At 72.0% G+C, this 25,100-nt stretch carries 21 protein-coding genes; 8 read left to right on the top strand and 13 right to left on the bottom strand.

Annotated features, from left to right (window positions below):
- Positions 1-51 precede the first annotated feature (51 nt).
- From V5E28_RS26955 to V5E28_RS26945, 3 genes are read left to right on the top strand one after another with little or no spacing between them, the layout of a single operon-like run.
- On the top strand, positions 52-2,241 hold the full coding sequence (locus V5E28_RS26955) for a xanthine dehydrogenase family protein molybdopterin-binding subunit (protein WP_336210387.1): 2,190 nt from the start codon (positions 52-54) through the stop codon (positions 2,239-2,241).
- Positions 2,225-2,458 (top strand): EF-hand domain-containing protein, encoded by a 234-nt coding sequence (locus tag V5E28_RS26950; RefSeq protein ID WP_336210386.1) that lies wholly within the window; start codon positions 2,225-2,227, stop codon positions 2,456-2,458. Before V5E28_RS26955 ends, V5E28_RS26950 begins: the two co-directional genes overlap by 17 nt.
- A 53-nt stretch (positions 2,459-2,511) precedes the next feature.
- A complete protein-coding gene (locus V5E28_RS26945) occupies positions 2,512-3,897 on the top strand; it encodes an NCS2 family permease (protein WP_336210384.1) in 1,386 nt (461 codons plus the stop codon).
- On the opposite strand, the gene V5E28_RS26940 is transcribed toward V5E28_RS26945, so the two are convergent.
- The gene (locus V5E28_RS26940; protein WP_336210383.1) at positions 3,894-4,811 is read right to left on the bottom strand and encodes an excalibur calcium-binding domain-containing protein; all 918 of its coding nucleotides are present in this window, start codon (positions 4,809-4,811) and stop codon (positions 3,894-3,896) included. The genes V5E28_RS26945 and V5E28_RS26940 overlap by 4 nt on opposite strands.
- Before the next feature lie 161 nt (positions 4,812-4,972).
- Here V5E28_RS26940 and ald point away from each other — a divergent pair, with 161 nt between their 5' ends.
- Positions 4,973-6,088 (top strand): alanine dehydrogenase, encoded by a 1,116-nt coding sequence (gene ald / locus V5E28_RS26935; protein ID WP_336210380.1) that lies wholly within the window; start codon positions 4,973-4,975, stop codon positions 6,086-6,088.
- 106 nt (positions 6,089-6,194) lie between these two features.
- Here the strand turns inward: ald and V5E28_RS26930 are convergent, their stop codons facing one another.
- Positions 6,195-6,899 carry a DUF3105 domain-containing protein gene (locus tag V5E28_RS26930; protein ID WP_336210378.1) on the bottom strand — a complete coding sequence of 235 codons (705 nt, stop codon included), beginning with the start codon at positions 6,897-6,899 and terminating at the stop codon, positions 6,195-6,197.
- Between the two features lie 120 nt (positions 6,900-7,019).
- On the opposite strand from V5E28_RS26930, the gene V5E28_RS26925 reads away from it, so the two are divergent.
- Positions 7,020-7,655 (top strand): DUF305 domain-containing protein, encoded by a 636-nt coding sequence (locus V5E28_RS26925; RefSeq protein ID WP_336210376.1) that lies wholly within the window; start codon positions 7,020-7,022, stop codon positions 7,653-7,655.
- Complete coding sequence (locus tag V5E28_RS26920) at positions 7,652-9,058, top strand: phytoene desaturase family protein (protein ID WP_336210375.1); 1,407 nt, start codon at positions 7,652-7,654, stop codon at positions 9,056-9,058. Before V5E28_RS26925 ends, V5E28_RS26920 begins: the two co-directional genes overlap by 4 nt.
- Positions 9,059-9,087: 29 nt before the next feature.
- Here V5E28_RS26920 and V5E28_RS26915 read toward each other — a convergent pair whose 3' ends face one another.
- The 6 genes from V5E28_RS26915 to V5E28_RS26890 form a co-directional block, all read right to left on the bottom strand.
- Positions 9,088-10,137: a threonine aldolase family protein gene (locus V5E28_RS26915; RefSeq protein WP_336210372.1), complete on the bottom strand. Its 1,050-nt coding sequence runs from the start codon at positions 10,135-10,137 to the stop codon at positions 9,088-9,090.
- Positions 10,134-10,763: an SDR family NAD(P)-dependent oxidoreductase gene (locus V5E28_RS26910; RefSeq protein WP_336210370.1), complete on the bottom strand. Its 630-nt coding sequence runs from the start codon at positions 10,761-10,763 to the stop codon at positions 10,134-10,136. The genes V5E28_RS26915 and V5E28_RS26910 overlap by 4 nt, the downstream gene beginning before the upstream one ends.
- Positions 10,760-12,838, bottom strand: coding sequence for a DUF6421 family protein (locus tag V5E28_RS26905; protein ID WP_336210367.1), 2,079 nt, complete (start codon positions 12,836-12,838; stop codon positions 10,760-10,762). The genes V5E28_RS26910 and V5E28_RS26905 overlap by 4 nt, the downstream gene beginning before the upstream one ends.
- Before the next feature lie 100 nt (positions 12,839-12,938).
- Positions 12,939-13,598: a response regulator transcription factor gene (locus tag V5E28_RS26900; RefSeq protein ID WP_336210365.1), complete on the bottom strand. Its 660-nt coding sequence runs from the start codon at positions 13,596-13,598 to the stop codon at positions 12,939-12,941.
- Between the two features lie 81 nt (positions 13,599-13,679).
- Positions 13,680-15,239: a serine/threonine protein kinase gene (locus V5E28_RS26895; RefSeq protein WP_336210363.1), complete on the bottom strand. Its 1,560-nt coding sequence runs from the start codon at positions 15,237-15,239 to the stop codon at positions 13,680-13,682.
- On the bottom strand, positions 15,239-16,732 hold the full coding sequence (locus V5E28_RS26890; protein ID WP_336210361.1) for a zinc ribbon domain-containing protein: 1,494 nt from the start codon (positions 16,730-16,732) through the stop codon (positions 15,239-15,241). The genes V5E28_RS26895 and V5E28_RS26890 overlap by 1 nt, the downstream gene beginning before the upstream one ends.
- A gap of 105 nt (positions 16,733-16,837) precedes the next feature.
- On the opposite strand from V5E28_RS26890, the gene V5E28_RS26885 reads away from it, so the two are divergent.
- Positions 16,838-18,877 carry a hydantoinase/oxoprolinase family protein gene (locus tag V5E28_RS26885; protein WP_336210359.1) on the top strand — a complete coding sequence of 680 codons (2,040 nt, stop codon included), beginning with the start codon at positions 16,838-16,840 and terminating at the stop codon, positions 18,875-18,877.
- Entirely contained in the window at positions 18,874-20,601 is a 1,728-nt protein-coding gene (locus tag V5E28_RS26880; RefSeq protein WP_336210356.1) for a hydantoinase B/oxoprolinase family protein, read from the top strand. The genes V5E28_RS26885 and V5E28_RS26880 overlap by 4 nt, the downstream gene beginning before the upstream one ends.
- 19 nt (positions 20,602-20,620) lie before the next feature.
- Here V5E28_RS26880 and V5E28_RS26875 read toward each other — a convergent pair whose 3' ends face one another.
- The 5 genes from V5E28_RS26875 to V5E28_RS26855 all read right to left on the bottom strand — a co-directional run bounded on the left by V5E28_RS26875 (position 20,621) and on the right by V5E28_RS26855 (position 25,078).
- Positions 20,621-21,271, bottom strand: coding sequence for an adenosylcobinamide amidohydrolase (locus V5E28_RS26875; protein WP_336210354.1), 651 nt, complete (start codon positions 21,269-21,271; stop codon positions 20,621-20,623).
- Positions 21,268-22,041 carry an ABC transporter ATP-binding protein gene (locus V5E28_RS26870; protein WP_336210352.1) on the bottom strand — a complete coding sequence of 258 codons (774 nt, stop codon included), beginning with the start codon at positions 22,039-22,041 and terminating at the stop codon, positions 21,268-21,270. The genes V5E28_RS26875 and V5E28_RS26870 overlap by 4 nt, the downstream gene beginning before the upstream one ends.
- Complete coding sequence (locus V5E28_RS26865) at positions 22,038-23,078, bottom strand: FecCD family ABC transporter permease (protein WP_336210350.1); 1,041 nt, start codon at positions 23,076-23,078, stop codon at positions 22,038-22,040. The genes V5E28_RS26870 and V5E28_RS26865 overlap by 4 nt, the downstream gene beginning before the upstream one ends.
- On the bottom strand, positions 23,078-24,019 hold the full coding sequence (locus V5E28_RS26860; RefSeq protein ID WP_336210349.1) for an ABC transporter substrate-binding protein: 942 nt from the start codon (positions 24,017-24,019) through the stop codon (positions 23,078-23,080). Before V5E28_RS26860 ends, V5E28_RS26865 begins: the two co-directional genes overlap by 1 nt.
- 198 nt (positions 24,020-24,217) lie before the next feature.
- Positions 24,218-25,078 (bottom strand): Gfo/Idh/MocA family protein, encoded by an 861-nt coding sequence (locus V5E28_RS26855; protein ID WP_336210348.1) that lies wholly within the window; start codon positions 25,076-25,078, stop codon positions 24,218-24,220.
- Positions 25,079-25,100 lie beyond the last annotated feature (22 nt).

Below are 25,100 nucleotides of genomic sequence, written 5' to 3'. Positions count from 1 at the left end.
TTTCACTTCGCGCGCATTCCGGGCGGCAGGCGGCGGTGCTCTACTCGAAGGATGACGGAGACGGCGAGACAGGCGCGCCAGGGCGTCGGCGAGAGCGCGCGGCGGCCGGACGCGGTGCTGAAGGTCACGGGCGAGTTCGCCTATGCCTCGGATCTGTGGCTGGAGGGCATGGTGTGGGGCGCGACGCTGCGCAGCCCGCACGCCTCCGCCTGGATCCGCTCCGTCGACGTGGGGCCGGCGCTGGCGATCCCCGGCGTGCGCGCGGTGCTGACGCACGAGGACGTGCCGGGCGAGAAGTTCTACGGCCTGGACGTCAAGGACCAGCCGGTGCTCGCCATCGACCAGGTGCGCTACGAGGGAGAGCCGGTGGCGCTGGTGGCTGCCGACCACCCGGAGACGGCGCGCAGGGCCGCGTCGGCGATCGTGGTCGAGTACGAGCTCCGCCCCGCTGTGACGGATCCCCGCGAAGCCCTAGATTTCGTCAGATACCAGCCGGTGCGCAAGGGTGACACCTTCGAGGCCGAGGTCGTGGTCACCGGCGAGTACGAGGTCGGCATGCAGGACCAGGCCTTCCTCGGCCCGGAGTCCGGCCTGGCGGTCCCCGCCGAGGACGGGGGCGTCGACCTCTACATCGCCACCCAGTGGCTGCACGTGGACCGCGACCAGCTCGCCCCCTGCCTGGGCCTGCCGCCCGGCAAGGTGCGGCTGACCCTGTCGGGGGTCGGCGGCGCGTTCGGCGCCCGCGAGGACCTGTCGATGCAGGTCCACGCCTGCATGCTGGCGCTGCGCCTGGACCGGCCCGTGAAGATCGTCTACGGCCGTGAGGAGTCGTTCTTCGGCCACGTGCACCGCCACCCGGCCCGGATGCGGTACGAGCATGGCGCGACCCGCGACGGCCGGCTCGTCTACGTCAAGGCCGACATCCTGCTCGACGGCGGCGCCTACTGCTCCTCCTCCCCCGCGGTCGTCGGCAACGCGGCCTCGCTCGGCGCGGGCCCGTACGAGGTGCCGAACGTGCGGGTGGACGCGACCGGCGTCTACACCAACAACCCGCCGTGCGGGGCGATGCGCGGCTTCGGCGCGGTGCAGGCCTGCTACGCCTACGAGTCCCAGATGGACCGCCTGGCCGAGGCGTGCGGCCTGTCGCCGGTGGAGATCCGGGTGCGCAACGCGGTCTCCCAGGGCTCCTCGCTCATCACCGGCCAGGTGATCGACTCACCGGCGCCGCTGGCCGGCATGCTCCGCGACCTGGAGAGGTTCCCGCTGCCCGCCCCCGCCGAGCGGGACCTGCGCGCGCTGCCGGGCGGCGTGTCGCAGACCACCCACGGCGAGTCGGTCCGGCGGGGCGTCGGCTACGGCGTGGGCATCAAGAACATCTGCTTCTCCGAGGGCTTCGACGACTACTCCACGGCCCGGGTGCGGGCCGAGCTGGTCGGCGGCGAGCCGCACGTCACCGTGCACACCGCGGCCGCCGAGGTGGGGCAGGGGCTGGTGACGATCCAGGCCCAGATCGCGCGCACCGAGCTGGGCGTCGAGAACGTGACCGTGGCGACCGCCGACACCTCGGTGGGCTCGGCGGGCTCGTCGTCGGCCTCGCGGCAGTCGTACGTCACCGGCGGTGCGGTGAAGGCCGCCTGCGAGGCGGTCCGGGAGCGGTTCGGCGGGCTGCCGGCGCGGGAGGCGCTGGAGAAGTCCGGCCCGATCGAGGAGACCCGCGAATACCGCCACCGGCCCACATACCCGATGGATCCGGCCACCGGGCAGGGCGACTCGCACACGCAGCTCGCGCTGTGCGTGCACCGGGCGGTGGTGGACGTGGACGTGGAGCTGGGCCTGGTGAAGGTGGTGGAGCTGGCGGCCGTGCAGGACGTGGGCCGGATCCTGAACCCGCAGGCGCTGGAGGGGCAGATCCACGGCGGGTCGGCGCAGGGCCTGGGGCTGGCGCTGATGGAGGAGATCCAGATGCGCGACGGCAAGGTGCTGAACCCGTCCTTCACCGACTACTTGATCCCCACCATCCTCGACATGCCGCCCATGACGATGAAGATCCTGGAGAATCCGGACCCGGCGGCGCCGTACGGATTGCGCGGCGCGGGCGAGCCTCCGACGCTGTCCTCCACCCCCGCCATCGCGGCCGCGGTGCGGGCGGCGACCGGGCTGCGGTTGACTCGGGTTCCGATCAGACCCGAAGATATCGCCTTGGTTCACAACGGGGAGGGTTCTCATGACGGACGCACATGAAGCGGCCAAAGCGGAGTTCGAGCGATTCGACACCGATGGTGACGGTCTGCTGACGGCCGCCGAGATCAGGCAGGCCAACCAGGCGCTCGGCGGGCTCGGCGCCTCCGAGGCGGAGATCGAGGCGTTCATCGAGTCCGCGGACCGCGACGGCGACGGCCGGATCGGGCTGGAGGAGTTCGCCGCCCTGGTGGGCGGCGGGCGGCACGAGAAGGCATGAGCACGTCCCCCACCGGGTAGGCAACCGGCACTCCCCCTTGATCGTGGAGGGGGATGTCGGTGCTCGACAGGTTCTTCGAGCTGTCCGGGCGAGGGACGACCGTCGGCCGCGAGGTGCGTGGCGGGATCACCACCTTCATGGCGATGGCGTACATCATCCTGCTCAACCCGATCATCCTCGCGGGCGCCCAGGACATCACCGGCGCGAAGCTGACGATCTCCCAGCTCACCACGTCGACCGCGCTGGCGGCGGCCGTCTCCACGCTGCTCATGGCGGTCGTCGGCAACGCGCCGCTCGCGCTCGCCGCCGGACTCGGGCTGAACGCGGTGGTGGCCTACCAGGCCGCGCCGTTCATGACCTGGTCGCAGGCGATGGGCCTGGTCGTGCTCGAAGGCCTGGTCATCATCGTGCTCGCCGTGACCGGCCTGCGCACCCTGATCATGAACGCGATCCCGCTGGCGCTCAAGCACGCCATCAGCGTCGGGATCGGGCTGTTCATCGCGCTCATCGGGCTGGTGGACGCCGGCTTCGTGGCGCCGGGCACCGGCACGCCCGTGCAGCTCGGCGCGACCGGGCACCTGGCGGGCTGGCCGGTCACGGTGTTCTGCTTCGGGTTGCTGCTCATGATCGTCCTGTACGTGCGCAGGACCCCCGCGGCCATCCTCATCAGCATCGTGGTGACCGCGGCGCTGGCCATCCTGGTGAACTCGCTGGCCACGATCGAGCCGGGCGCCTGGGGCGTGGTGGCGCCGCGCGTGCCCGACTCACTCGTGTCGGCCCCCGACTTCTCGCTGGTGGGACAGTTCGACCTGTTCGGCGGGTTCGCCACGGCGGGGGCGCTGACGGCGACGGTGGTGCTGTTCACGCTGGTGCTGTCCGGGTTCTTCGACGCGATGGGCACGATCATCGGCGTCAGCGACGAGGCCGGGCTGGTGGACGAGCGGGGGCGGGTGCCCCGGCTGGGCAGGATCCTCACCGTGGACGGCGTGGCGGGCATGGTCGGCGGGGCGGTGAGCTCGTCGGCCAACACGGTCTTCGTCGAGTCGGCGGCGGGGGTCGGCGAGGGCGCCAGGACCGGGCTGGCCAGCGTGTTCACCGGGGCGCTGCTCGGGCTGACGCTGCTGTTCACGCCGCTGGCCGCGGTGGTCCCCGCCGCCGCGGCCGCGCCCGCGCTGGTGCTGGTGGGGGCGCTGATGATGACGCAGAGCAAGAACGTCCCCTGGAACGACCTGGAGCTGGCCGTGCCCGCGTTCCTGACGATCTCGCTGATGCCGTTCACCTACTCGATCACGAACGGCGTCGGCGCCGGCGTGATCGCGTACACACTGATCAAGGCGGCGCGCGGGAAGTTCTCCGAGATCCCGTGGCTGCTCTGGGTGGTCTCGCTGCTCTTCTTCGCCTACTTCGGGATCACCGCGCTGGAGGAGCTCTTCAGCTAGGTCAGGTCCGCGGCATTGCAGGCCACGCCGTTGTTGTCGACGTCGACGTACCAGGCGTACTCGGGGTGGACGCCCTTGAAGTAGGGGCCGTACCCGGCGCCTCTGGCCTGCTTGCAGGTGCTGTACTTGGGGTTGAGCGCGCCCGTGGTGCCGGTGCTCGTGGTGCCGGTGCCCGTGGTGCCGCCGGTCGGATTCGCTGTGGGTCCTGACGGGGCACCCGTCGGGCTTCCCGTGCCCGGGTCCCCGGTCGGAATGCCGGTCGGTGCGCCCGTGCCCGTCGGGTCGCCCGTCGGGTCGCCCGTCGCCGCGCCGGTGGCGGGGGTGCCGGTGGGGCTCGCGGTGGAGCCGAGCAGGCGGACGGCCAGCGCATCGGCGTCCTCCTTGGAGAACCCGACGATGCTCAGGCTGTCGCCGTCCATGCTCTGGGTGACGATGGGCGCGGCCACGACGGTCTTCGGCACCAGCACGACCGCGATCTGCCGCTGGTCCGCCACCTGCTCGTCGATGAGGTCCACCAGCTTCTGCTTGTACGCGGGCGCGACGGCGACGCGGACCGAGTAGGTGCCGTCCTTCTCCCGCACCGGCTCGATCTCCTGCACGGCGTTGACGGTGACCCCGTCCTCCAGCAGATAGCAGGTGGTCTGCGTCTCGTCGAGCGCGGCCTCCTCCCCCGGGCACGGCGCGGCCTTCGTCTCGCGCACGGGAGCGAAGTGGATCGGCACCGACAGCCGCTGCGGCGGGACGCCGCCGAGCAGCGGGGCGTCAGGGCTCCTGGTCATCAGGACCGCGACGGTGCCGAGCACGCCCGCGACCAGCACCACCAGGACGAGCGACACGATCAGCACGATGGTGGTGAGCCTGCTGGCCTGCGGATGCCCCGGATCCGCGGGTGGCGGCTCTTCCGGCTTGTCCATCGATGACGACCCCATCCTGACGTTCGGGCTGCGGGTGAGCCTATCGAGGACCGCCGGGAGCCGGGTAATCAGCCGAACAAATCTCACTTCTATGGGAAGAAGGGGAGAATAGAGAAAGAATTCCGGCAGCTCCATACTTCTGCAGAAACGGGGTGGAACCCATGAAGGTCGGCGTTCCCCGCGAGGTCAAGAACAGCGAGCATCGAGTGGCGCTCACCCCGGCGGGCGCCCACGAGCTGGTGCGCCACGGCCACCAGGTCTTCGTCGAGCGGGAGGCCGGCCTCGGCTCCGCCATCCCCGACGCCGACTTCCGCTCGGCGGGCGCGGTCATCCTGCCTGACCCGGACTCGGTGTGGGCGGAGTGCGACCTGATCCTCAAGGTCAAGGAGCCGATCGCCGAGGAGTACCACCGGATGCGCAAGGGCCAGGTGCTCTTCACCTACCTGCATCTGGCCGCCTCACAGGCATGCACGCGGGCGATGCTCGACTCCGGGGTCACCGGCGTCGCCTACGAGACCGTGCAGACGCTCGACGGCAGCCTGCCGCTGCTCGCCCCCATGTCCGAGGTCGCGGGCCGGCTCGCGCCCCAGGTCGGCGCCTACCACCTGATGAGCTCCCAGGGCGGCAGGGGCGTGCTGATGGGCGGCGTCTCCGGCGTGTACGCGGCCCACGTGGTGGTGATCGGCGCAGGCGTGTCCGGCATGAACGCGGCGGCCATCGCGCTCGGCATGCAGGCCGAGGTGATCCTGCTGGACAGGAACATCGACAAGCTGCGCCAGGCGGACCTGATCTATCAGGGCCACTGCCAGACGGTCGCCTCCAACATGCTGGAGATCGAGCGGGCCGTCCTGGAGGCCGACCTCGTCATCGGCGCGGTCCTCATCCCCGGCGCCAAGGCGCCCAAGCTGGTGACCGAAGAGCTGGTCAGCCGGATGAAGCCCGGGTCGGTGCTGGTGGACATCTCCATCGACCAGGGCGGCTGCTTCGAGAACTCCCACCCGACCACGCACGCCGAGCCGACCTACCAGGTGCACGACTCGATCTTCTACTGCGTGGCCAACATGCCGGGCGCCGTCCCGCACACCTCCACGTTCGCCCTGACCAACGTCACGCTCCCGTACGCGCTCGCCATCGCCGACCACGGCTGGGCCGAGGCGATGCGCCAGGACACGGCGCTGGCGCTCGGTCTGAGCACCCACGAGGGCCGCCTCACCAGCCGGCCGGTGGCCGAGGCCCATGGGCTGGACTGGGTGCCGCTGGAGGAGGTGCTCGGCTAGCCGGCCGGAGGTGACGCCCGCGACGGCCGCGACGGCCGAGTCCGCCATGGAGTCGGTGTGCAGCCGAGCCGGGCCCCTCACCTGGAGGGACCCGGCTCCGGAGGTCCTACTGCTGCGACTCCGACGGCGACGGGCTGGCCGCCGGGGTCTGCGTCTGCTGCTGGGGCTGCGGCGGGAGCGGGGCCTGGTCGGCGGTGGTGGTGATGGCGTCCTCGCCACCGCACGTGGCGCCCGGCTCGGGCGTGTCAGAGCCGTTCTGGTACTTCTTGATGAACGCGGCCAGCTTCGGGTCCTCGGGGTTGTCCAGCTTGAGCTGGTGACCCCAGGAGGAGGCCACGATCGGGGCCGGCAGGTTGGGGAACGGGCTGACCAGCATGTACTCCTGCTGGCCCGTCGAGCCCGCCACCTCCTTGAGCTTGGCCACCTGGGCCGCCGCCAGGTCGGGGCGGTAGGTGATCCAGACGGCGCCGTGCTCCAGGGAGTGGACGGCGTGCTCGCTGTGGATCGGCTTGTCGTAGACGTTGCAGAACTGCCAGTAGTTGTTGTGCTCGCCACCGACCGGCGGCGTCTCCTTGTAGGTGACCGCGTTCCACACGTGCTGGCCGGCCTCGTACTTCACGCTGCTCACGGCGTCGAGCGAGGTCTCCCGCGACTGCTTGATCAGGTAGAACCCGACCACGCCGACGAGCAGCACGACGACGAGACCGCCCGTCCCCCACATCAGCAAGGCGGTGCGGCGTTCTTTGCGCTGCTGCTGGGCCCGCATCTTCTGCAGATGCTCGCGCCGCGCCTGCGCCTTCTCCTTCGTCATCGTTCCTCCATCGGCGTACCAACTGCGGTCACCCTATTGCCTTCTGGCGTATGCGGAGAATAAGCGGCTTATAAGCGTGCGATCTCAACTGGACCAGGGGATGGGTACGCTGGAACGGTCATGGAAAAGCCTGCAACCAGATCGCTCTTCGTCACCCTCGCCGTCCTGGTCGTCGCCGCGGCGGCGCTGTTCCTCGTGTTCGGCGGCCGGGGCACGCCCGGTGACGCCTCCCCGGAGGCCGGATTCGCCCGCGACATGGCCACGCACCACGCGCAGGCCGTCGACATGTCTTTCACGATCAGGGACAAGAGCCAGTCCAGGGAGATCCGGAGCCTGGCCTTCGACATCATCAACACGCAGTCCAACCAGCGGGGCATGTTCCTGGGCTGGTTGCAGCAGTGGGAGCTCACGCAGGCCACGGACATGCGGCCGATGGCGTGGATGAGCGGTCACGGCCACGCCGCGACGACCGCGACGGCCGCGCCGCAGGCGATGCCCGGCATGGCTTCGGCCCAGGAGCTGGCCAAGCTGAGAGAGCTGGACGGCTCCGAGGCCGAGGTGCTGTTCCTGCAACTCATGATCCGCCATCACGAGGGCGGCGTGCAGATGGCCGAGGGCCTGCTCGAGCTGTCGGACCGGGCGGAGGTGGTCAGCATGGCCCGCAAGATCGTCGATGGGCAGAAGGGCGAGATCAAGCTCATGACGGAGTTGCTCCAGCACCGGGGCGCGCAACCGCTGCCGACGATTCTGAAATGAGCGCCGACGCGGTCGTGGTGGGATCGGGCCCCAACGGGCTCGTCGCGGCCGTGACACTCGCCGGGGCCGGGCGCAGGGTGCTGCTGCTGGAGGCGGCCGACCGGTTCGGCGGCGGGCTGGGCTCGGCGGAGCTGACGCTGCCCGGCCGGGTGCACGACCTGGGCGCGACCGTGATGGCGATGGCGCTGGCCTCGCCGGCGATGCGCGAGCTCGACCTGAAGGGCGTGGAGTTCGTCCACGCGCCCGTGGCCGCCGCGCATCCGCTCGACGACCGGCCCGCCGTGCTCGTGCACCGCGACCTGCGCCGCACCTGCGAGGGTCTGGGGCGGGACGCGGCGGTGTGGCGGGCGACGGCGGGGGCGGCGGCGCGGGCCGGGCTCCCGCTCGTGGACCTGCTGCTGAAGCCGCTGGGCCCGTGGGAGCCGCAGCAGGCGCGGCCGGCCACGCTGGCGGCAGCCGCGCGGTTCGGGGTACCGGCGGTCCTGCCGGCCACGACGCTGGGGCGGCGCTGGTTCCGCACCGTGGAGGGGCGCGCGCTGCTGGCGGGCATGGCCGCGCACTCGATGCTGGACCTGCGCTCGCCGCTGACCAGCGGCTACGGCCTGACGCTGGCCGCCCTCGCTCACCTGGTGGGCTGGCCGCTGGTGAAGGGCGGCTCCCAGGTGCTGGCCGACGCCCTGGTCGCCCGGCTGAGGGAGCTGGGGGGTGAGGCCGTCAGCGGGCACCGGGTGCGCCGGCTGGAGGAGCTCGACGCGGAGACGGTGGTGCTCGACGTCTCGCCGGAGCGGTTCCTGGAGATGGCCGATGTGCCCGCCGGCTACCGGCGGCGGCTGGCGCGCTTCCGTCGCGGGCCGGGCGTGTTCAAGGTGGACTGGGCGCTCGACGGGCCGGTGCCGTGGCGGGACCCGGCGGTCGCGGGCGCGGGCACCGTGCACCTGGGCGGCACGCTGGAGGAGATCGCGCTCAGCGAGGCCGAGATGGCCGCCGGGCACCACTCGCCGCGCCCGTACGTGCTTCTCGTGCAGCCCTACGCGGCCGACCCGGGGCGGGGCGGGCACACGCTGTGGGCCTACTGCCATGTGCCGAACGGCTGTGCGGTGGACATGACGGGCGCGATCGAGGCGCAGATCGAGCGGTTCGCGCCCGGGTTCGGCGAGCGGGTGCTGGCCAGGCACGTGATGGGGCCGGCCGCGCTGGAGTCGGCGAACGCCAACCTGCTCGGGGGCGACATCGGCGGCGGGCTGGCCAGCCTCGGCCAGTTTCTGAAGCGGCCGGTCTGGTCGCCGGCGCCGTGGCGCACGCCGCTGCCCGGCGTCTTCCTCTGCTCGGCCTCGACGCCGCCGGGGCCCGGAGTGCACGGCATGGGCGGCTGGCAGGCCGCCCGCCTCGCGCTCAAGCGCTGAACGTCCGGCCCGCCCGCCCTTCGACGATTCTAGACGCCCAGTTCCTCGGCCACCGCGGCGGCGAAGGCGTCCACGTCCGCTTCGGTGGTGTCCCAGGCGCACATCCAGCGCACCTCGCCCGTCGCCTCGTTCCAGGTGTAGAAGCGGAAGCGCTTCTGCAGACGCTGGGTGACGTCGGCGGGCAGCACGGCGAAGACCGCGTTGGCCTCGACGGCGCGCGGCACCTCGACGCCGGGCAGGTCGCGGACCGCCTCGGCCAGCCGCCTGCCCATGGCGTTGGCCTGCCGAGCGTTGCGCAGCCACAGGTCGCCGGAGAGCAGCGCCTCGAACTGCGCGGACACGAACCGCATCTTCGACGACAGCTGCATGAACGTCTTGCGGATGTAGTCGACGCCGGTGGCCGCCTCGGGATTGAGCACCACGACCGCCTCGCCGTACAGCAGCCCGATCTTCGTGCCGCCGAAGGAGAGGACGTCCACGCCCGCGTCGGTGGTCAGCGCCCGCAGGGGCACGTCGAGCGCGGCGGCGGCGTTGGTGAGGCGGGAGCCGTCGAGGTGGACGAGCAGGCCCCGCTCGTGCGCGTGCGCGCAGAGCGCGGCGATCTCCTCGGGGGTGTAGACGGTGCCGAGCTCGGTGGTGTTGGAGATGGACACCACCTTCGGCTGGGCGCGGTGCACGTCGCCGAAGCCCCACGCCTGGCGGTCGACGAGCTCGGGGGTGAGCTTGCCGTCGGGTGTGGGGACGGTCAGCAGCTTGATGCCTCCGGCGACCTCCGGGGCGCCGCCCTCGTCGGTGTTGATGTGGGCGGTCTCGGAGCAGACGACCGCCTCCCAGTGGGCGGTCATGGCCCGCAGGGAGACGACGTTCGCGGCCGTGCCGTTGAACACCGGCCAGGCCCGCGCCTGGTCGCCGAAGTGCCGCCTGAAGACGGCCTGCAGGGCCTCGGTGTAGACGTCGTCGCCGTAGGCGATCTGGTGGCCGCCGTTGGCGTCGGCGATGGCCTGGAGGATCTCGGGGTGCACCCCGGCGTAGTTGTCGCTGGCGAAAGCCTTGAGCTGGGGGTCGTGCCGGGGAGTCACGTAGTGAGATCCAATCGAGTCGCGTTGACCTGTGCGGCGGGCTGGTCGTAGAGCCCGCCGATCGCCTCGGCGAGATCGCGCACGTCGGTGAAGCCGGGGAAGCGGGCGTCGGGCTTGGCGGCGCGCATGGCGTCGTTGACCAGGGCCTTCACCACCAGGATAGTCGCCGCGCTGCTGGTGCCCGACAGGGCGTCGGCCAGCGAGAGCGTCCAGGCCTCCGCGGCGGCCTTGGCGGCGGCGTAGGCGGCGCCGCCCGCGCCGGGCCGCGCCGCGGCCTTGGCGGAGACGATCACGAACCGGCCGTTGGCGCTCTTGCGCAGCAGTGGCTCGAAGGCCAGCGAGACGTGCTGGAGGGTGCGGATCAGCAGGTCGTGCAGGGCGTCCCAGTCGCCGAGGTCCGTCTCGGCGAACGTGCTCGACCCGCGCCAGCCGCCGACCAGGTGGATCACCCCGTCGACGTGGCCGTGCTCGGCCTCGATCCGGTCGGCGAACGCCTGCACGGCGGCGCGGTCGAGCAGGTCGACCTGCTCCCGCCCGGCGACGAGCACGGTGTGTCCATTTTTACGGAAATATTCGGACACGGCCGCGCCGGTGGGACCCGTGCCGCCCGTCACCACGATGATCATGCGCGGATCCCCTTCGTCGAGTCGACCACGTCCGTCAGCTTACGGCGCAGCGCCTCGTAGAACATGCTCAGGGGGAACTCGTCCGGCAGCACCGCGTCCACCTTGGCCTTCTGCTCCTGGGGCAGCGCCTGGACGCCCCTGGCCCAGACGGAGGCCGGGTCGGGCTCGACGTAGGCGCTGACCAGCTCGTGCGCCGCCAGCCAGTGCGCCAGCTTGGACCGGTCGATGCTGTCGCGGTAGAGCTTCTCCACCTCGCCGCGCAGGTCGGCCACACCGTCGGCGACCCGGTCCCAGTCGATCGAGAGCCGGTTGTCGGTCCACCGGACGATGTCGTTGCGGTGCAGGTAGGCGAAGAGGAGCTGGCCGCCCAGCCCGTCGTAGTTGCGCACCCGGGCGCCGGTGATCGGGAACCTGAACAGCCGGTCGAACAGGATCGCGTGCTGCACGTAACGGGCGTGCGGCACACCGGTCCGCTCCAGCTTCACCGCCTCGCCGAACGCGGTCAGGTCGCAGCGCAGCTCCTCCAGCGAGTAGAGCCAGTACGGCATCCGCTGCTTGATCATGAACGGGTCGAACGGCAGGTCCCCGTGGCTGTGGGTGCGGTCGTGGACCAGGTCCCACAGGACGAACGTGTCCTGGGCCAGCTGCTGCGACTCCAGCAGTCTGGCGGCGTCCGGCGGCAGCTCCAGCTTGAGCGTCTCGGTGGCGGCCTTGGACACCCGCCTGAACCTGGCGGCCTCCCGGTCGGCGAAGATGCCGCCCCAGGTGAAGCGCTCGGGCGCCTGGCGGACGGCGACCGTCTCGGGGAAGAGCACGGCCGAGTGGGTCTCGTAGCCGGAGGTGAAGTCCTCGAACGCGATCGGCACGAACATCGGGTTGTCGTAGCCGCCCGACTCCAGCGCGGCCAGCCAGCCGGGCCAGATCGTGCGGATCCAGACGGCTTCGATGTTGCGGCCGGGGTTGCCGTTCTGCGTGTACATCGGGAAGACGACGAGGTGCTCGAGGCCGTCGACGCGCTGGGTGTCGGGGTGGAAGAGGTTCAGCGAGTCGAGGAAGTCGGGGACGCCGAGGTCCTGCTCGGACCACTTGGCGAGGTCGTCCCGTACGGCCTGGAGGTAGGCGGCGTCATGCGGGAAATGGGGCGAGAGCTCGCCCACCTTGGCGGCGACGGCGGCGACCAGCTCCTTGCCGCGCTCCTTGCCCTCGGGCACCGACCCGTCCTTGACCTGCAGCGTCCGCAGCTCCTCCACGGCGGCCTTGAGCTCGGCGAACAGCGCGGCCTTCGGCTGGGCGGCGACGGACGGCTCGCGAGCCCCGGCCACGCGGTCGTGGGCGGGCACGCGGGCCGCCCAGGTGATCACGTTGCCCCACAGCCTGCGGTGGTCGTGGTCGTCGATCGAGTCGTCCCCGAACAGGTCCGAATCGGCGAACACCACGACGCGGCCCCGGCCGTACCGGAGCGCGACGGCCAGCGGTGCGCCCGCCGGGTCGGCGTCCGGGGAGGTGGCGAACAGGACGGTCGCGGAGGCGTCCGCGGTCAGCACCCCCGAGCGGTAGAAGCAGGCGGCACGGACCCCCGCCAGCAGGCCGTCGGAGGTGGCCCGCTCGGCGAGCACCCAGGTGGCCACGCCCCGGTGGGCGTGCCGGGGGTCGCGCACGGTGGCGTGCTCGACGCCCACACCGAAGCGGGCCAGCAGCTCGGCCAGGTTGTTGCCGTACTTGTCCTGCTCCTCCTCGGCCAGCACGACCAGCCCGCCGCCGCCGGAGACGAACGCCTCGACGGCGTCCAGTTCGGCCGGGGAGAAGACCGGGCTGCCCTGGCCGGTGGTGCGCTCCCAGCGCTGCCCCGACGGGTGCGCGATGACCAGCACGTCCTGCTCCTGGAGCGTTCCCGCGTCGATGGAGCCCTCGGTGTGGGCCGTCACCGTGTGCCCCAGATGGCGCAGCAGCCCGGCGGCGCGCGCGTAACTGTTGTCGTCGGGGTGGGCCGGGTTGATGGCCTCGGCCACCTCGCGCCGGATGGTCCACGACTCGCTGTGGGCCTCGTCGAAAAGGACTCTGGGCAACGCTTCCATGAAATATCTCCTGTAACTACCGCCTTATGACGAAAAATATACACACAGGTACGCGAAGGCTCACAAATACCCTTCCGCATGCTGAGATGGGGCGGCCGGTTCAGCCGGTGTCGCCGGGCCGCACGACCCCGGACTCGTAGGCGAAGACGACCGCCTGGGCCCGGTCCCGCAGCCCCAGCTTCATCAGCACCCGCGCCACGTGCGTCTTGACCGTGGCCTCCCCCACGAACAGCTCGCGGGCGATCTCGGCGTTGGTGAGGCCGCGGGCGAGCAGTTGCAGCACCTCCAGCTCGCGCGGTGTCAGCTCGGCGAGCCTCGGCGAGGGAGCCGGCTCCGCGCGGCCCGCGAAGGAGGCGATCACCCGGCTGGTGACGGCCGGGTCGAGCAGCGCGTCACCGGCGTGCACGATGCGGATGGCCTCGATGAGCTGCTCCGGCGGCGACACCTTCAGCAGGAAGCCGCTGGTGCCCGCGCGCAGCGCCGCCCAGAGGTTCTCGTCGGTGTCGAACGTGGTCAGCGTGATGACCTTGGGCGGCGACGGGGTGTCGAGCAGTTCCCTGGCCGCGCTGAGGCCGTCGAGCCGCGGCATGGAGATGTCCATCAGCACGATGTCCGGCCTGGTGCGCCTGGCGACCGCGATGGCGTCGCGCCCGTCGGCGGCCTCTCCCACGACCTCCATGCCGGGTTCGCTCTCCACGACCATGCGCAGTCCGGCGCGCACCATCGCCTGGTCGTCCACGATGACGATTCGTATGCCCACAAGATCGGAGGGTAGACGCCTACCGGCGCCTTGAACAGCCAGGTCAAGCCGCACACAAGTCAGTTACAAGCCACTCGCGGCTCAGGACACCCGCACGCTCTGCCGCACCCGCACCTGGGTGCTGTCGTCGCAGCGATTCTGGGCACAGAAGTACATCAGCAGGATCGGCTTGGGCTGGTGGTCGATGACGTAGCCGACGAAGCCGAGCCCGTTGCCGGTGTTGCGGTCGCGCAGCGAGCCGTCGTAGCGGGTGGCCTCGCTGTTGCCGGCACGGTCGGGGACGGGCGCCGTCACCTCGATCTCGCCCGGGAGCAGGCCCTCCAGCATGGCCTTCATCTCCTCGCGGGTGGCGCCGCTGTCGAGGGTGTCGGACACCTGGACGTAGACGCCGACCGCGTCCTCCGGCTCGCCGGTGATGACCGAGTTGACCGGCGCCCAGTTGGCGTTCGCGCCGGAGACGAACATGGCCTCGAACTCGGCGGCTCGCGGCGAGGCCAGCGCGAACAGGTCGCCGTGCGCCCGCGCGGTCCACGACGCCGGGTGCTCGAACGTCAGGGGCGCGGCGGTGGTGTTCTGGAAGCGGACCCACGCGTCGCCGCGCTGGTTGACGATGATCATGATGACGAGCGCGAGCGCGGCGAGGGCGGCGGTCAGCGTGGCGGCCACGATCGGCAGCCTGCCCGGTCTGGTCGCCGTGCGCTGCCGCACCTGCGCGAGGCCCACGGGCCGGGAGGACGGCCCGGTCGTCGGCCCGGTCGACGGCGCGGTGATCGGGCCGGGCGGCATCGGGCTCTCGGAGGCGTGCCCGCTGATGGCGTCGCGCAGCGCGGTGACGAACGCGGCGCACGACGGGTAGCGCTGCTCGGGCGACTTGGCCAGCGCCCGCATCATCACCACGTCGACCTCCGGCGGCAGCTCCGCCCGGAGCTGCGACAGCGGCGTGGGCTGCTCGGCCAGGTGGGCCCAGAGCAACGCGATGTCGTTGTCGCGCTGGAACGGCAGCCGCCCCGACAGTGCCTCGTAGACGACGCAGGCCAGTGCGTACTGGTCGGCCCCGCCGTCGATGTGCTCCTTGTTGATCTGCTCGGGGGACATGTAGCGGGGCGTGCCGATGAACTGGTCGGTCTGCGTCAGCCCGGAGATCGACGTCCGGTGCTTGGTGATGCCGAAGTCGGTGAGGTAGACGTGGTCGCCGGCGAGCAGGATGTTGGCCGGCTTCACGTCGCGGTGGATCAGGTCGTGCGCGTGCGCGGCGTCCAGGGCGGCCGCCACCTGGGCGAAGATCCGGTTCGCCTGGCCGAGGGGCAGCGGCCCCCGGTCGTAGATGAGGCGGCGCAGGTCGAGCCCGTCGACGTAACGCATGGCGATGTAGAGCACGCCGTCGGCGTCGGCGTTGGCCTCGTAGATGGGGATGATGTTGGGGTGCTCGATGCTGGCGACCGTCCTGGACTCCAGGATGAACCGCTGCCTGAACCTGTCGTCGACGCTGAGCACCGGGTTGAGGATCTTCAGCGCCACCCGGCGGCTGAGCCTGGGGTCCAGTGCCAGGTAGACGACGGCCATGCCGCCCTTGCCGACGATGTCCTCGATGTAGTAGCCGGCCACCTCCTGGCCGATGAGTGCCCGCTCGTTCAATTGCATCACGTCTCGCTGGGGTGACCGCAGTAGCCGCAGAACCGGTGCCCGTGCCCCAGCCTCATCCCGCAGGCCGTGCAGTATTTGACGGACGGCTCCTGCGCGGTCAGCACCTGCTTCTGCTGCGGGACCACGCCGAAGGGCTGCGACCTGCGCACCACGACCGTCTGGTTGGCGCCCTCGTCGAGAGGCTGCCCCGTGACCACCGGCGGTGGCGACGGCGGCGGCTCCGGCTGCTCGGGATGGCCGGGCCGGTCGGCGGGCGCGCGGCGGCGCCACAGCACGAACGCCCCGGTCGCGGCGGCGACGAACAGCACGGCGGCGGCCGCGATGAACGGCCACAGCGGTGTGGATCCGGCGACCGGCGCGGCCGCCCGCTTGGTGCCCTCGTCCTCGGGGCCGCCCCGCTTGGCCAGGGAGACCTTCAGCAGCTCGGCGGCCACCGAGTTGCCGGGGTAGAGCTCCAGGACGCGCTGGAAGCCCGGCGCGGCCTCGGTGTAGTACTTGGTGTGGTAGCGGGTCAGCGCGCCCTCGAAGGCCGAGTCGATCGCCCCTCTGCGCGGCGCGATCCCGGCCTTGGTCAACGTCGAGGTGATCTCCCGGACGCCGATCATCTTGGCGCTCTTGCCGCCGCCGATGAGCATGCCGATGACGTGGCCGTCCTTGTCGCCGATGACCGGCGCGCCGGCCAGGCCGCGGTCGGCCAGGCCGCCCAGTTTGACGGGCTCGTCGGTCTTCTTCTCCGGATCGGCGAACGGCCGTCCCGTGTCGCCCGCGCCGCCGCCCTTGCTGAGGTGGGCGATCTCGACGGTGCTGCGCACGTTGGGGCCCGGCCTGCCGAGGAATCCGGCGACGCTGGTGGGCGCGCCCACGGCGTCGGGCACCTTGTCGGCGAGCGGGGCGGTGGGCATGCCGACGCTGCCGACCGCCCGGCCCGAGGGCATCAGCACGGCGGGTGCGTCCGGACCGGACCCGGCCCTGACCAGATCGGCCTTGAAGCCGTCGGTGTCGGCCGGCGACACGTTCGGAAATATCGTGATGTCGGTGGTGACGTTGATGATGCAGGTGGCGGTGGACTTCTTCGGCGGATAGCACTCTTTGAGATGCCGGTCGAGCTGCGGGTCCTTCAGCTTGTGCCGCTTGGAGTCCTGCGGGATCTTGACCTTGTGGTGCGCGGCGAAGATCCTGTTGGCCGCGAGCACGGCCACGTCGTCGTCGTCGGTCTTGACCACCCGGGTGAGCGTGACGATCGCGCCCTCGGGGTTGACCACCGTGCCGGTGCCCTGGCCGAGGGGGATGTCGTAGGAACGCTCCACGTGCTTCAGCTCACTCAGGTGATCGAGCAGCGTGATCTCGACGTGAGACACGGCCTCCACACGCACCACGGCGGGGGTCACCAGATCGGTGATGCCGCTCGGGTGCTCGTGTGCCGTCGCGGGCATGGCCAGCAGGGCGGTCGTCGCTGCCAGACCGCCGGCCAGAGCTGTGAGACGCGCCATCCACCGCTCCCCAAAGAAAGGATATGACCAGGGTCCCAATCACCTGCCGTAAGTCAAGAGATCGGCACGTAGACAAGCGCTTGCTTGTGCGCTTACCGTACGCAGATGGGTTACGCGATCGGCGTCGACGTCGGCGGCACCTTCACCGACGTGGTCCTGCGCGGCCCTTCCGGCACGCTTACGGCCGCCAAATGTTTGAGCACCCACGACGACCCCATCGCGGGGATCGCCTCCGGCGTTACGCGCGTGCTCGGCGAAATCGACCCCGCCCAGGTCAGCAGGGTCGTCCACGCGACCACTCTGGCGACCAACGCGGTGCTCGAACGCCGGGGGGCGCGGGTGGCTTTCGTGACCACCCGGGGCTTTCGCTCGGCCATCCCGCTCGGCCGTTACGCCCGGGTCGAAGAGGACCGCTACGACCTTCGCTTCACCCCTCCCCCGCCGCCGGTGGCCGCCGCCGACTGCTTCGAGGTGGTCGAACGCGTCTCCGCCCGCGGCACCGTGCTCATCCCCCTCGACCTGGAGTCGGTACGGCGCGTCGCCGCCGAGATCGCGGGGCGCGGCATCACCTCGGCCGCCGTCTGCCTGCTGCACTCCTACGCCCACCCGTCCCACGAGCGGCAGGTCGCCGCCGTCCTGCGCGAGTCGGTCCCGAACGTGGTCACCTCGTCGGAGATCTGGCCCGAGATCCGCGAGTACGAGCGCGCCACCACCACCATCATGTCCGCCTACGTCGGGCCGCTCATGGCCTCCTACCTCTCCCGTCTGAGCGCCCGCCTGGCCGAGCTCGGCATCGGCGCGCCGATCCACGTCATGGAGTCCGGCGGCGGCGTGATCTCCGCCGAGCTGGCGGCCAGGCGGGCGGTGTCCACCATCGAGTCCGGACCCGCCGCCGGAGTGCTGGCCGCGGCCGGCACCGGCGTCGCCGACGTCATCTCCTTCGACATGGGCGGCACCACGGCCAAGGTCTGCGTGGTCCGCGGCGGCCGTCCGGAGATCACCCGCGAGTTCCACGTGGGCGGCAAGGGCAGCTTCGGCGGACGCCGGGCCGGCACCGGCGTCCCCATCAAGACCCCGGCCATCGACCTGGCCGAGGTCGGCGCGGGCGGCGGCAGCATCGCCTGGATCGACGACGGGGGCGCGCTGCGCGTCGGGCCCCGATCGGCCGGCTCCTCCCCCGGTCCCGCGTGCTACGCGCTCGGCGGCGGCGACCCCACCGTGACGGACGCGAACCTGGTGCTCGGCTACCTCTCCTCGGCCACCATCGCGCTGTCGCGCCCCCTCGCCGCCAAGGCCCTCGACCGGCTGGCGGGCCCTCTCGGGGTCACCCCGGCGCAGGCGGCACACGCCGTCCACGAGATCGTCAGCGCGGCCATGGCCTCGGCCGTCCACGTGGTGACGGTGCAGCGCGGCATCGACCCGCGCGGCTTCACCCTGGTGGCGTTCGGCGGCGCGGGCCCCATGCACGCCGCCCGCGTCGCCGAGCGCTTCGGCATCTCCCGGGTGCTCGTCCCCGCCCACTCCGGCGTCGCCTCCGCGGCCGGACTGCTCACCGGCGCCCTGTCCACGGAGCGCGCGATCTCCCGCCTGGACGCGCCGGACCCCGAGGCCGTCTTCGACTCGCTGGCCCGCACCGCCGCGCACGACCTCGGCATCCCCCTGACCGCTCCCGGCGTCGAGCTCGCGCGCTCGGCCGACGTCCGCTTCCTCGGCCAGTCGCACGACCTGACCGTCCCGTGGAGCCCTGCGCGGCGGGAGCTGGCGTCCCGCTTCTTCGCCCGGTACGCCCAGGTGTACGGCATAGCGCAGCAAGGCGACATCGAAGTCGTGGGCTACCGCGTCCGCCTCACCCTGGCCGTCTCCCCCCACGAGCGGCCCGGCCCCGGTGCGGCGGGAAGGGGCGCGGCGGAGGCCACCGCACCGCGGCACGGAGCTCCCGCGACGGCGCCCACGCGCGCGGCGTACTTCGACGGCGCGTACGCGGAGGTCCCCGTGCTCACCAGGGACACACTGAAAGACCTGAAGGAGCCGCACGGCCCGGCGATCATCGAGGACCCCGGCTGCACGATCGTCGTCCCGCCGCGCTGGACCGCCTCCGTCGACGCGGCGGACGCCGTGCACCTGACGCGCGGGAGCGGCGCATGAACGATGCCCTGACCGCCGAGGTGCTCAGGAACGCCCTGGTCGTCGCCGCCGAGGAGGCGAGCATCGTCGTCGTGCGGTCGGCCTACTCGACCTTCATCGTCGAGGGCTCCGACGCCTCGGCCGCCGTCCTGGACGCCGGCGGACGGCTGATCGCCCACTCCATGGCCACCACGCTGATGAACAGCATGGCCCTGAAGGTCGCGCTCCCGGAGCTCGTCAAGGACATCCCTCTCGCCACGATGCGCCCCGGCGACGTGTACGTGCTCAACGACGCCTACCGGGGCGGCGTCCACACCAACGACCTGCTGGTCTACCGGCCGGTCTTCATCGGAGGCGTCCCCGGCTACTTCACCGCCACCATGATCCACGTCTCGGACCTCGGCGGGCTCTCGGCGGGCGGCATGGCTCCCCTGGCCACGGACATCTTCGGAGAGGGCCTCCAGCTCCCTCCCGTACGCCTGGCCACCGCCGACGGCCTGGAGCCCGCCGTGGAGGCCGTCCTGCGCGCCAACAGCCGCACCCCGGACAAGGTGATGGGCGACGTCCGCGCCCTCGTCGCGGGCACCGCCGTCGCCGCCGCCCGCGTCGGCGCACTGGTGCGCGAGTACGGGGAGGCAGGCCTGCGGGCGGGCATCGACGCCTACCTCGACTACACGGAGACGAGGACCCGGGCCGCCCTGGCCGGGCTTCCCCCGGGCCGCTACGAGGCGTCCTACTCCATAGACGACGACGGGATCGACCTCGGCACAGCCCACCACATCCGCGTCGCCGTCACCCTCCCGGGGAACGAGGCCGAGCCGGAGGACGGGACCGGCGGCACGAGCCCGGACAGGCCGCGGGTGGTGCTCGACTTCGCCGGCACCGACCCCCAGGTGCCCGCCGCCATCAACGCCTCGGCGTCGCAGTCGCTGGCCGCGGCCGTGTTCGCCGTGCGGTGCTTCCTGGACCCGGCGATCCCGATGAACGACGGCTGCCTGCGCGCGATCGACGTGCGACTGCCGCCGGGCTCGCTGCTCAACGCCCGCTCCCCCGTCCCGTGCGGCGGCAGGTACGTGCCCATCTACGCCGCCATGGAGGCCGTCTTCCAGGCGCTGTCCGACGCGGTCCCCGAGCGGGCCATAGCGGCGAGCGGGATCCTCCAGCCGTTCTCGATCGCCTCCGTGGCCGCGCCGTACTGGATCCACCTCTCCTACGACTTCGGCGGCGTCGGCGCCCGGCAGGGGCTGGACGGTCCCGACGCGACCGGCGTGCACTTCGGCGTCGGCCGCAACTCGGTGCCGCAGGTGGAGCCGGTGGAGGGCCGCTGCCCGCTGGTGGTCGAGTCGATCGAGACGATCCCGGACTCGGGCGGCCCCGGCCGCCATCGCGGCGGGCTGGGCTCGCGGACCGTCTACCGGTTCCTCGCCGACTGCCACGTGACGACGCGGGGTGACCGCCTCCGCCTGGCCCCGCCGGGCCGCGACGGCGGGCTGCCCGGCAGGCTCGGCGGCTTCTTCAGGCGCCACCTGGACGGCACGGTCGAACGCCTCGCGTCGAAGGTGAACAATGTTCGTTTCGCCGCCGGAGAGGCGTTCGTCGTGGAGACGACGGGCGGCGGCGGCATCGGCCCGCCCCGCGAGCGGGACCCGTCGTTGGTGGAGGCGGACCTCGAAGCGGGCCGCGTCACGCGGCGCGGAGCTGCCGACGACTACGGGGTCACCATGGCCGGGGTCCACGACACGTGATCGGCCCTGTCGCCGGGGTTCACCTGCCGTCGTAGGGACGCCACTCCGCGGCGCCGCGCCTCACCGCGGCATGGACCGCGCGGGCCAGGCGCGCGCCCCACTCCGAGCGCGGCCCGCCGAACAGCTCCTGCGGCCCGCCGTCGGGGACCGCCAGGCAGAGGGCGTCCGAGGCGGTGCCCGTGCAGGGGAAGCCCGCCTCCATCAGCGCCTGCGCCTTCGCCTCGGTCATCGTCATCACGGCGTTGACCAGGGCGGCGTCGGTCATCGCCACCGGCACGACGGCCACGATGTTGACGGTGCCCACGCGCGGGGCGCCCAGCATGGGGGCGAGCTCGGGGTCGGGGGCGCCTTCGGGGGCCGCGGCCCAGGTGGGGACGCGTAAGCCGACCGTGGCGACGGCTTCGACGCCGCCGTCCTCGGCCCGGACACGGCGGTCGACGGAGGCGGCGGTCATCATGCCGACGCCGTCGCCGCCGGGGCCCAGCTCGGCCAGGTGGTCGACCGGGTCCATGCGGGCGTAGCCGGCGACGACCTGGGCGTTGAGGATCCACTCGCGGGGGCCGATGCCGCCGCCGAGCATGGCCGAGGAGATCATCCGCCAGCCGGGCCCGAACTCCCACAGCAGCGCGCCGAGCCGGACGCCGCCCTCGTCCCTGAACGTGAGCTTCACGGTTCCCCCCTGACCAGGTGCACGACGGGCCGCCCGCCCGGGCCTGGCTCGATCATGACACGGGCGTCGAAGTGCCCGCCGACTAGCGGCTCGGTGAGGACCTCGGCCGGCCGGCCGCTGGCGACCGCGTGGCCCCGGGCCAGCAGCAGGAGCGTGTCGGCGTACTGGCCGGCGACGGTCAGGTCGTGCAGCGTGGTGACCACGGTGAGCTCGTCGGCGAGCCGGAGGCGGTCGACGAGTTCGAGCACCTGCTGCTGGTGGCCGAGGTCGAGGGCGGTGGTGGGCTCGTCCAGCAGCAGTACGGGGGCCTGCTGGGCGAGCGCCCTGGCGAGCACGACGCGCTGCCGCTCGCCGCCGGACAGCTCGCCGACCCTGCGGCCGGCGAAGGCCGTCAGGTCGAGCCGCTCCAGCACGGCCGCGGTGACCTCCCGGTCCCCGCGGCTCTCCCTGCCGAGGTAGGGGATGTACGGCGTGCGGCCGAGCAGGGCGTAGTCGAAGACGGTCATGTCGGGCGGCAGCGCGGGCGACTGGGGGGCGTAGGCGACGAGCCGGGCCCGGTCCCTGGGTTTGAGCGCGCCGGAAGGCCGGCCGCCGATGGTCACCTCGCCGCGGTGGGCGAGCAGACCCATGACGGCCTTGAGCAGGGTCGACTTGCCCGCGCCGTTCGGGCCGATGACCGCCAGCCATTCGCCGCGCCGTACCTGGAGGTCCACCCCGGCGAGCACCTCGCGCTCGCCGAGCCGTACGGACAGGCCGTTGACGGCGATCATGTCGCGGCCCGCCGGGTCATGCGCAGGACGGCCACGAAGAACGGCGCGCCGACGAACATGGTGACGACGCCGATGGGCAGCTCGGCGGGGGCGATGACGGTGCGGGCGGCGAGGTCGGCGAGCACCAGGAAGGCGGCGCCGCCGATCAGCGACAGGGGCAGCACGCTGCGGTAGGAGCCGCCGGCCAGGCGGCGCACGACGTGCGGGACGACGATCCCGACGAAGCCGATGAGCCCGCTCACCGCCACGGCCGCGGCGGTGGCCAGGGAGGCGGCGAGCAGCACCGCGAAGCGCACCCTGGCCGCCCGCACGCCGAGGCTGGTCGCCTCCTCGTCGCCGACGGAGAGCACGTCCAGCATGCGGCCGTGCAGTAGCAGCGCCACGGCGGAGACGACGGCGTACGGCAGCACGAGCCACAGCTGGTCCCACCCGCCGCCGACGTCGCCGAGGATCCAGGAGTAGATCCGCTGCAGCTCCTCGACCTTGAACTGCTGGATGAACGTCTGGATCGAGGTGAGGAACGAGGTGACGGCCACGCCGGCGAGCACCAGCGTGGCGGTGCCGCCGGAGCGGCCGGCGGTGTTGCCGAGGGCGTAGGCGAGGAAGACCCCGCCGACGGCTCCGGCGAACGCGGCCGCCGGGAGGCCGGCGGCGAGCCCCGGCAGCAGCACGATGGTCACGGTCGCCATCAGCCCGGCCCCGGCGGCTGCCCCGAGCAGGTACGGGTCGGCGAGCGGGTTCCTGAACACGCCCTGGTAGCCGGCCCCGGCCATGGCCAGCAGCCCGCCGACCACGGCCGCGACGAGCACCCTGGGCAGGCGCAGCTCGTACAGCAGCCCCTGCTCGATGGGCGCCAGGCCGGAGTCGGCCGTCACGAACGGCAGCCAGTCGACCACCTGGAGCACCACCTGCCAGGGGGAGATGTCGGCCGCGCCGCCCAGCAGGCCGGCGACCATGGACCCGGCCAGGACCACCAGCGCGCCGGCCAGCCAGAGCGGCCGGGCGCGTGACGGCCCGGCCTCACTGGTCTGCGCCACTAGCGTGCGGCCGCCTTCGAGACCGCCGCGCCGATGGTCTGCGCCAGGTCGACGACGCGCGGGCCCCAGCGGGAGGCGATGTCGTCGTCCAGCTCGACCACCTGGTCGTCCTTGATCGCGGCCAGGCCCTTCCAGCCCGGCCGCTTGGCGAGCGCGTCCTTGTTCTGCTGGCAGCACTTCACGTCGGCCAGGAAGATCAGGTCGGGGTCGGCCTGGGCGACGAACTCGGCCGAGAGCTTGGGGTAGCCGCCCGCCGCGTCGGGGGCCTTGTCGGCGATGTTGGTGAGCCCGAAGATGCCGTACAACTGGCCGATGAACGTCTTGGAGGTGACGGCGTAGGGCGTCTGGTCGAGCTCGTGGTAGTAGGTGAGGTTCTTGGCCTTGGGCGCCTCGGCGGCCAGCTTGTCCAGGGACGTCTTCATGCCGGTCACGACCTCGCCGGCCTTGGTCTGGTTGCCGGTGGCGGCGCCCAGGTCGGCGATCTCGTCGTAGGCCTCGTCGAGATCGGTGGCGGCGGGCTCCCACAGGACGGGCACGTTCACCTTGCCCAGCTCGGCGACGATCTTGTCGATGTCGTCGGAGACCACGACCAGGTCGGGCTTGTGGGCGATGATGGCCTCGATGTTCGGCTTGAAGCCCGACAGGTCGGTCTTGGGCGCCTCGGCCGGGAAGTTGGAGCGGTCGTCGACCGCGATCACCTGCGGGCCGGCGCCGATGGCGAACAGCGTCTCGGTGTGGGTGGCCGAGAGCGAGATGATCCGCTCCGGCTTCTTGGCGATGGTGACCTTGCCGTTGCCGGCCTCGACCGTGACGGGGAAGGCGGGGGTCGTGGCGGCGGGGGTCGCGGGGGCGGGGGTGGCTGTTGTGCTGGTCTGGCCGCATCCGGCCAGCACCAGCGTTCCCAGCAGCGCGCCCGCGAAAGCCGTACGTACGGGCCTCACGAGAAGTCCTTTCACACTGTCGGAACCGAGAGACCCGCGAAGAGCGACGGATCACCCTTTTCCACGAGGGTTGATGACGTCACGCAGAGGCAGGCGACCTGGCTATGACAGTTGCGGGACAGCGCCGGATTCGCACCGGACTTCGCTGCAGCACTGCGCGTCGGACAAACGCTATCAATGCTCCAGATGGCGCCGGAGTCAAGGGGTACGGACTTGCTCCTCGGCCTCGGCGATGATCCGCTGCAACCTGAGGCCGTGCGCCGCGTCGAGCGGGTGCCCACCGCCCTGCCGCACGGTGCGCGCGAACTCCTCGGCGACGGTCGCCAGCGGCTCGTCGTCGCCCGGCCGCAGCACGGCGCTGCCCTTCGTGCCGTAGACCGCGACGCTCGCCGGGGGCAGGTCGCCGACGCCGGCCTGGCACAGCGAGGCCTCGCTGACCGCGCCGCCCTCGTGCTCCAGCAGCAGGCCCGCCCAGCGCAGCGGGTCGCCGTGCGCGCGCACCCCGGTCACCGGACCGAGCGCGGCGTCGAGCAGGTCGATCACGTGCGGGCCCACGTCGAGCAGAGCGCCCCGTTCCAGCCGCCACGGGGTGGCGAACGGGTGATCGCCCATCAAGGAGCCGGAGACGTTCGCGGCGTGCCCGCCGAACGGCTCGATCTCGGCGCAGCGGGCCAGGAACTCCTTGGTGGCGGCGGCGTACCTCATGGTGAGGACCATCTGCGTGGGCACGCCCGTCTCGGCCACCGCGTCGGCCAGCCGGCGCGCACTGTCCAGGGAGTCACCGAGGGGCTTCTCCAGGAGCAGCGCCTTGCCCGCCCGCGCGGCGCGCACGCCGAGCTCGGCCTGTACGGCCGGCGGCACGCAGAAGGCGACGGCCTCACAGGCGTCGAACAGCTCCTCGACCCGCTCGTACACGGGCGCGCCGAGCCGCGCGGCGGCCTCGGGCCGCCGGGCCCAGACGCCGGCGAGCCGGGTGTGCGGGCTCTTGGCCAGCATCGGCGCGTGCGCCATCTCGGCCCACGGTCCCGCTCCGATCAACCCGACCGCTACCGGCTCCATGCAAATCCCCTTAAATCACGTT

It is taken from the genome of Nonomuraea sp. LPB2021202275-12-8 (assembly GCF_037044575.1).
In the GTDB taxonomy this organism is placed as follows: Bacteria; Actinomycetota; Actinomycetes; order Streptosporangiales; family Streptosporangiaceae; genus Nonomuraea.
This window is presented reverse-complemented; position numbering and strand designations above follow the sequence as displayed.